This window comes from Micromonospora sp. CPCC 205546, from assembly GCF_036902715.1.
Lineage (GTDB): Bacteria > Actinomycetota > Actinomycetes > Mycobacteriales > Micromonosporaceae > Micromonospora.
Genome location: NZ_JBAKHL010000022.1, coordinates 90857 through 98202 on the forward strand (window position 1 = coordinate 90857; position 7346 = coordinate 98202).

The 7346-nt window shown below is 72.5% G+C and carries 7 protein-coding genes; all 7 read right to left on the bottom strand.

The annotated features are described in order from the left end of the window. Positions 1-124: 124 nt before the first annotated feature. The 7 genes from V6U77_RS13520 to V6U77_RS13550 all read right to left on the bottom strand — a co-directional run bounded on the left by V6U77_RS13520 (position 125) and on the right by V6U77_RS13550 (position 6931). Positions 125-952, bottom strand: coding sequence for a shikimate dehydrogenase (locus tag V6U77_RS13520; protein ID WP_334606647.1), 828 nt, complete (start codon positions 950-952; stop codon positions 125-127). Continuing rightward, positions 952-2157 carry an endolytic transglycosylase MltG gene (gene mltG / locus V6U77_RS13525; protein WP_334606648.1) on the bottom strand — a complete coding sequence of 402 codons (1206 nt, stop codon included), beginning with the start codon at positions 2155-2157 and terminating at the stop codon, positions 952-954. The genes V6U77_RS13520 and mltG overlap by 1 nt, the downstream gene beginning before the upstream one ends. Then, entirely contained in the window at positions 2154-2615 is a 462-nt protein-coding gene (ruvX, locus tag V6U77_RS13530) for a Holliday junction resolvase RuvX (RefSeq protein ID WP_334606649.1), read from the bottom strand. The genes mltG and ruvX overlap by 4 nt, the downstream gene beginning before the upstream one ends. A 72-nt stretch (positions 2616-2687) precedes the next feature. Beyond that, the gene (gene alaS / locus V6U77_RS13535; RefSeq protein WP_334606650.1) at positions 2688-5366 is read right to left on the bottom strand and encodes an alanine--tRNA ligase; all 2679 of its coding nucleotides are present in this window, start codon (positions 5364-5366) and stop codon (positions 2688-2690) included. Then, entirely contained in the window at positions 5363-5668 is a 306-nt protein-coding gene (locus V6U77_RS13540) for a hypothetical protein (protein WP_334606651.1), read from the bottom strand. The genes alaS and V6U77_RS13540 overlap by 4 nt, the downstream gene beginning before the upstream one ends. A gap of 27 nt (positions 5669-5695) precedes the next feature. Further along, the gene (locus V6U77_RS13545) at positions 5696-6157 is read right to left on the bottom strand and encodes a DUF948 domain-containing protein (RefSeq protein ID WP_089000990.1); all 462 of its coding nucleotides are present in this window, start codon (positions 6155-6157) and stop codon (positions 5696-5698) included. 150 nt (positions 6158-6307) lie between these two features. Beyond that, positions 6308-6931 carry a hypothetical protein gene (locus V6U77_RS13550; RefSeq protein WP_334606657.1) on the bottom strand — a complete coding sequence of 208 codons (624 nt, stop codon included), beginning with the start codon at positions 6929-6931 and terminating at the stop codon, positions 6308-6310. Positions 6932-7346 lie beyond the last annotated feature (415 nt).

Consider the following 7346-nt stretch of genomic DNA (forward strand, 5'->3'; position numbering starts at 1 on the left):
GTCAGCAGCGTAACCACGGCCACGGCGTGACGTGGGGACGACAGCCGCACCTAAGCGCGTCTTAACCGTCGCCTAAGGATGCACCGGATGGGCACAGAGGACACTGCCGCCCCGCGCCCGACGGTCAGGCGGCGCGGGCGGCGGCCAGCGCGGCGGCCATCGCGGCCCGGGGCGCGGCGACGCCCGTGAAGTGCTCGAACTGGCCCACCGCCTGGGCCAGGAGCAGGTCGAGGCCGGAGACGATCCGGCAGCTGGCTGCCTCGGCCGAGGCAGCCAGCTGCGTCGGCCACGGGTCGTAGAGCGCGTCGAAGAGCACCGTGCCGGGCCGCCAGTCCGCCGCGACGGCCATCGGGTCGGCGACCCCCTTCGGCACGGTCGAGATCACCACGTCGGCGGCGAGGTGGGTCGCCGCGTCGTCGTCCCAGGCTGCCGCGCGCATCTCCACGTCGACCGCGCGGGCCACGGAACGCAGTTCCTCGACCGCCGCCGGGCGGCGGGCCACCACGGTCACCGCAGCGGCGTCGAGCCGCCCCGCCGCAGCCACCGCCGCGCGGGCCGTACCGCCCGCGCCCAGCACGGTCACCGTCGCGCCCGGGCGCACCCCGGCGTCGGTGAGCACCTCGACCATGCCGACCACGTCGGTGTTGTCGGCGTACCAGGAGCCGTCCGGACGGCGTACCAGCGTGTTGGCGGCGCCGACGGCGGCGGCGACCGGCGAGACCTCGGCGGCCACCGCGAGCGCCGCCTCCTTGCCGGGCATGGTCACCGACAGCCCGGCCCACTCCGGGCCCAGGCCGGCGACCACGGCCGGCAGCTCCGCGGCGGCGCACTCGATCCGGGTGTACGACCACCCGGTCAGCCCCGCCGCCGCGTAGCCGGCGTTGTGGATCACCGGAGAGAGTGAGTGCGCGATCGGCGTGCCGAGCACCCCCGCCCGCCGTGCGGCCGTCATCAGATGACGCCGTTCTCCCGGGCCTTCGCCTCGTTCTTCAACTGTTCGTCGTAGGTCTCGGCGAACTCCGTGGTCCCCTTCTTGTCGACCGCCACGAACCAGAGCCATTTCCCCACGGGCGGGTCCATCGCTCCCGCCATGGCGTCCTTGCCCGGGTTGTTGATCGGAGTGGGGATCATCCCCCGCAGCTTGCGGCTGTACGGGTTCTTCGTGTCGAGAAGCTCTTCCTTGGTCATCTCGGCGGAGGTCTTGGTGTCCTGGCCGGTCAACTCCAGGTAGTAGTTGACCGTGACATCCATCTCCAGGCAGTTGCACGGGAACTCGCCGTAGGCCCGGTTGTAGGCGACCCGGGCCACCTTGCCCAGGTCCTCCTTGCGGCCGGCCTCGGCCTGCGCCAGCGACGCGACGATCAGCGCCTCGTACGGGCTGATGCCGCCGCGCTCCTTCTGCACCCGGTCGGCGAACTCCATCTCACCGGTCACGCTGAGGAAGTTCTCGACCATCTGCTCGATGATCGTCTCGGCGGTCGCCTTCGGCGGGATCTCGTAGGTGTCCGGGTAGAGGAAGCCCTCGATCGACGGCTTGACCTTCTTGTTGTCGGTGCGCTTGAACCACCAGTCCGGTACGCCCCGCGCGATCGGGTCCTTCGCCGCCGCCTCGAATTCCTTCACCGGGATCTTGGTCTTCTCGGAGAGCAGCTTGTAGACGCTCTTCGCCGTCCGGCCCTCCGGGACGGTGATCCCGTTGACGATCCGGTTCTTCAGGTCGAGCATCGCGGCGACGGCGCTCTCGCCGCTCATCTGCTTGCGCAGCTTGTAGGTGCCCGGCTGGATGTTCTTGCTGCGGGCGTTCTCCTCGGCGGCCTCGACGAACGCCTTGGCGCTCTTCACCACGCCGGCGGTGACCAGCGCGTTGGCCATGTCGGCGATCAACGCGCCCTGCTTGATCTCGACCGTCACCTCGCCGGTGCCCGCGCCGTCGTAGTCGGGCGTCACGAAGTAGCTCTGGACGCGGTCGAAGCCGTAGAAGGCGCCGCCGCCGATCGTGCCCAGCAGGACGAAGGCGAGCAGCAGGGCCAGGACGGTCTTGCCCCGGCCGCCACCACCGCCGGAGCCGCCCTTGCGCTTGCGCACCGCGCCGCGCCGGTGCTTGCCCTTCTCCCCCCGGTCCTGTTCGTCGAACCCGAGATCAAGATCGTCCATCATCGCGTCCGCCTCCGCTGCGCGTCCAGCCAGCTCTGCAGAATCTCCACCGCGGCGGCCTGGTCGACCACCGCCCGTTGCCGTTTTCCTCGGACCCCACGCTCGGCAAGCCTACGAGACGCCACGACCGTGGACATCCTCTCGTCGGTGAGCGCCACCGGAACGGGCGCTATTACATCGGCCAGTCGGTCAGCGTACGCCTTCACGTGTACGGCGGCGGGACCGTGCTTCCCGGCGAGATTGACCGGTAGGCCGACGACGACCTCCACCGCCTCGTGCTCGGCCACCAGCGCGCCGAGCGCGGCGATGTCGGCCGGCACCGCGTCCGGGGCGGCGGTGAGGTCGCGGGCGAGGGTCACCAGCGGGGTGGCCAGCACCCCGTGCGGGTCCGAGCGGGAGACCCCCACCCGGACCTGCCCGACGTCGACGCCGAGCCGGACGCCCCGGGACAACTCACTCACGGCCGGTGACTCCCCTGAGACGGCGAACCAGGGCGGACCACGCGGGTCCGCCCTGGCCGCTGCGAGCACGTATCACGCGTCGGCGATCGCCTTCTCGACCGTGCGGAGCAGGTTCGGCGCCTCGGCGGCCGGCAGGCCGCCGCCCTGGGCGAGGTCGGGGCTGCCGCCGCCGCGGCCGGAGAAGGCCGCCTTGACCAGGGCGGACGCGGCCAGGCCCCGGCTGCGCGCGGCCGGGTTCACCGCGACGACCAGCGACGCCTTGCCTCCTGCCCGGGCCGCCACGGCGACGACCGCCGGCCGCGCCGGGTCGATCCTGCCCCGGATCTCCTGGGCGAGGGTCCGCACGTCGTTGCCGGCCGCGCCCTCCGGCGCCTCGGTGCCCACGTACGCCACACCGTGCACGTCCTTCGCCTGCGCCGCGAGCGCCGCCGCGCCGCCGAGCACCAGTTGGGCCCGCAGCTTCTCCAACTCCTTCTCGGCGTCGCGCAGCTGCGTCACGGTCTGCTCGACCCGGTCGGCGACCTGGTCGTTGGGCACCCGGTACAGCTCGGCGAGGCGGGACACGAGCAGGTGCTCCCGGGCCAGGAAGTTGAAGGCGTCCATGCCGACCAGGGCCTCGACCCGGCGCACCCCGGAGCCGATCGACGACTCGGAGAGGATCTTCACCAGGCCGAGCTGGCCGGAACGGGAGACGTGGGTGCCGCCGCACAGCTCCCGGGCGTAGTCGCCGACCTCGACGACCCGCACCTCCTCGCCGTACTTCTCGCCGAACAGCGCCATCGCGCCGATGCGCCGCGCCTCGTCCAGCGAGGTGATGAAGGCGTGCACCTCCAGGTCGGCGAGGAGCACCTCGTTGACCTGCTGCTCGACGTCGCGCAGCACGCTCGGCGCCACGCCCGTCGGGGTGTTGAAGTCGAAGCGCAGCCGCCCCGGGGCGTTCAGCGAGCCGGCCTGGGTGGCGGACTCGCCGAGGAAGTTGCGCATCGTCTGGTGCACCAGGTGCGTCGCGGTGTGCGACCGGGAGATGGCCCGCCGGCGGGTGGTGTCGATCTCGGCGTAGCCGGTCTCCCCCGCCCGCACCTCGCCCCGCAGCACCCGGGCGCGGTGCACGATCAGGCCGGGCACCGGCTGCTGCACGTCGAGCACCTCGACCTGGCCGCCGCCGACGGTGATCATGCCCAGGTCGGGCTGCTGGCCGCCGCCCTCGGCGTAGAACGGGGTGGCGTCGAGCACCAGCTCGATCGTGTCGCCCTCGACCGCCGCCTGGCGGGGGCCGTCGACGCCGAGCACCGCCCGCACCGTCGACTCCCGGGACACCTCGCCGTAGCCGGTGAACCGCACTGGGCCGCCCGAGTCGAGCACCGACCGGTACGCCGACAGGTCGGTGTGCCCGGTCTTGCGCGCCTGGGCGTCGGCCTTGGCGCGGGCCCGCTGGTCGGCCATCAGCCGACGGAAGCCCTCCGCGTCGACCGCCAGGCCCTGCTCGGCCGCGATCTCCAGGGTCAGGTCGATCGGGAAGCCGTACGTGTCGTGCAGCTGGAACGCCTTCTCACCCGACAGCGCCGGCTTGCCGGCGGTGCGGGTCTCGGCGATCGCCGTGTCCAGGATCGTGGTGCCGGCGCGCAGGGTGGACAGGAAGGCGTCCTCCTCCGCGTACGCGTAGTCGGCGATCCGGTCGAAGTCGGCGGCCAGCTCCGGGTACGACGGGGCCATGCAGTCCCGGGCCACCGGCAGCAGCTCGGGCAGCGCCCGCTCCTGCCAGCCCAGCAGCCGCACCGACCGGATCGCCCGGCGCATGATGCGGCGCAGCACGTAGCCGCGCCCCTCGTTGCTCGGCGTGACCCCGTCGCCGATCAGCATCAGCGCGGTGCGCACGTGGTCGGCGATCACCCGCAGCCGTACGTCGTCCGGGTGCGACTCGCTGGCCACCTGCCCGGAATGCGCGCCGTAGCGCTTGCCGGTCAGCTCGGCGGCCCTGTCGAGGATCGGCCGGACCTCGTCGATCTCGTAGAGGTTGTCGACACCCTGGAGGATCGAGGCCATCCGCTCCAGGCCCATGCCGGTGTCGATGTTCTTCGCCGGCAGGTCACCCAGGATCGGGTAGTCCTCCTTGCCGGTGCCCGGGCCGCGCTCGAACTGCATGAAGACGAGGTTCCAGAACTCCATGTAGCGGTCCTCGTCGACCGCCGGTCCGCCCTCGCGGCCGTACTCCGGACCACGGTCGTAGAACAGCTCGGAGCACGGGCCGCAGGGGCCGGGAATGCCCATCGACCAGAAGTTGTCCGCCTTGCCCCGGCGCACGATCCGCTCGGTCGGCACCCCGACCGAACGCCAGATCTCGAACGCCTCGTCGTCGTCGAGGTAGACCGTCGGCCAGACCCGCTCCGGGTCGAGGCCGAAGCCGCCCTGCGCCTGGGACCTGGTGACCAGGTCCCAGGCGAGCGGGATCGCCCCGTCCTTGAAGTAGTCACCGAAGGAGAAGTTGCCGTTCATCTGGAAGAACGTGCCGTGCCGGCTGGTCTTGCCGACCTCGTCGATGTCGGGCGTGCGGATACACTTCTGCACGCTGACCGCCCGCCGGTACGGCGCGGCCTGCTGCCCCAGGAAGTAGGGCACGAACTGCACCATGCCGGCGTTGACGAACAGCAGGTTCGGGTCGCTGATGGCGGGCAGCGGAGCGGACGGCACCACGGTGTGCCCGTTCGCCTCGAAGTGGGCGAGGTACCGCCGCTTGATCTCCGCCGTCTTCATCGCTGGTGGTCCTCCGGAAAGATCTCTCGGTCGCCGATGCGCGGGTCCTCCCGCAGCTCGGCGAACTGGTCGTCGAACGCCTCGCCCTGGGCGAACGCCTCGTGGATCTCCTGCTCGCGCTCGGCCATCGCGATCCGGACGTCCTCCACGAAGCTACGCAGCGACTCCGCCAGCCCGCCTGCGGATTCGGTCACCGTGCTGGCGATGCCGGCCGGGGTGTACGCCTGCGCGGTGCGGGTGGCCTTGCGGACCACCACCACCCCCACGGCCAGCCCGATGCCGAGCCAGAACAACCGCCTCATCTCCGAGCTCCTCCTGGTCGTGCCGGGTCAGCGGTTGCCGCGCTTGGCGGCCCGCCGCTGCTGCTTGATGGTGTCGCGCACCTCACGCTCGGTCTCGGCGTGCCGCCGCGCGGAGGCGGCCTTGCGGACGCCGTAGCCGAACGCGGCCACCTTCACCAGCGGGTTGGCGGCGGCGGCGGAGACGACGGTCGCCAGGTTCGCGACGTTGGCGGTGACGTTCTGCGCGTGGCTGGTCATGGTGTCGACCTTGGCGAGCTGCAGGTTGACCCCGTCCAGGGAGGTCTGCACCTGCTCCAGGGCGGTGTTGACGTTCTTCACGGTGGTGTTCACGTCACCGAGCAGCGGCGCGGTGCGGTCGTTGAGGTCGTTGATCATCCGGGTGGTGGCGTCCACGGTGTGCCGCAGACGCAGGATGGGCAGCGTCAGGATCAACACCAGCATCGCGAACGCGATCGCCGCGATCAGCGCCGCGACCTCGAAAAAGCCCACGCCTGTCCTCCTCAAGCAGAGTTCCGGGAACCCGACGTCCCCGCAACGCGCGACCGTCCTACCCACATCGCCGCTCGGCGACCCGCGAGGGGCCGGCGGGGGCTGGCGGTCCGCCAGCCCCAGACCCTACCGTCCGTGATGGAAACCGGCTCAGGACGGTGAGGGTGTCGGCGTCGCGAGCGGGTCCTCGGTGAGCGTCGGGAAGGGATCCTCCCCGGTGAGTGACGGGTCAATGGTGGGTTGGGGCCGGGTCCGCTCGTCGTCGATCGCGTTGCGGACCTTCACCGACACCAACGAGCCGGAGCACTGCTCCGCAGCGGTCTTCGGGTCGGGCGACGGCACGACGGCCGGCTCCCCGTCCACCGGCGGCGGCACGCAGGCGGGCTCGCGTACCCACAGGTCGAGGGTCAGCTCGTCCCGGCGCCAGCACGTGTAGCTCCCCTTCGCCGGTTGCTCGGGGCAGCGGGTCACCTTCCAGGGGCGCCAGCCGTCGTCGGTCAGCGCCCGCTCGTAGACCTGTGCCGTCTCCGCGGGCGGCCGCTCGGACGTGGCCGTGCGTTCGCGCAGCCGGCAGTCGAGCAGGCACCAGCGGCTGCCGCTCACGTCGTCGACGGTCTGCACCGCCGCCCAGCCCGGCACGTCCAGCTCGTCGAGGGTGTCGAAGACCGGATCGCGGCTGAGCGTACGGATGCCGAAGTAGAGCGGGATCGCGCCGAGCAGCACCACGCTGACCAGGGCCAGGATGCCCATCCGCAGCCGCCGCCGCTCGCGCATCCGGCGGCGCAGCTCGGAGCGCGCGCCGCGCAGCCCGCCGGGACCGGTCGCGTCCTCGTCCGGCGACTCCGGCTCCGCGGGCCGGCGCAGCGCCGGTCCGTCGGCCGGCTCGACGGACGGTACGACCGCCGCCGCCCGCGCCACCACCGGCTCACCGACGACCCCCGGCGTCGGCACGGGCGAGGCGCCAGACGGCTCCGGCCGCCCGGGCTCGCGGTGGGGTGGAAGGGCGCGCCCGGCGGCCCGGTCCTCGGGCCCGGGGCGGGGCGCCGGGGCGGCCGCGCGGGCCACCCCGGTCGGGCCGCCGGGGCCCGGTCGATGGCCTTCGCCGGACGGTCGGGGGGCTTCGCCGGACGTCGGCCCGGACCGGGCCTCCCGTCCGGCGGCCGGCGGGCGGAAAGCACCGGAACCGGCA

Bases quoted from the DNA above. Each gene is read 5' to 3' on its own strand.
- V6U77_RS13520 (WP_334606647.1), bottom strand. From the start codon at position 952: ATGACGGCCGCACGGCGGGCGGGGGTGCTCGGCACGCCGATCGCGCAC.
- mltG (WP_334606648.1), bottom strand. From the start codon at position 2,157: ATGATGGACGATCTTGATCTCGGGTTCGACGAACAGGACCGGGGGGAG.
- alaS (WP_334606650.1), bottom strand. From the start codon at position 5,366: ATGAAGACGGCGGAGATCAAGCGGCGGTACCTCGCCCACTTCGAGGCG.
- V6U77_RS13540 (WP_334606651.1), bottom strand. From the start codon at position 5,668: ATGAGGCGGTTGTTCTGGCTCGGCATCGGGCTGGCCGTGGGGGTGGTG.
- V6U77_RS13550 (WP_334606657.1), bottom strand. From the start codon at position 6,931: ATGCGCGAGCGGCGGCGGCTGCGGATGGGCATCCTGGCCCTGGTCAGC.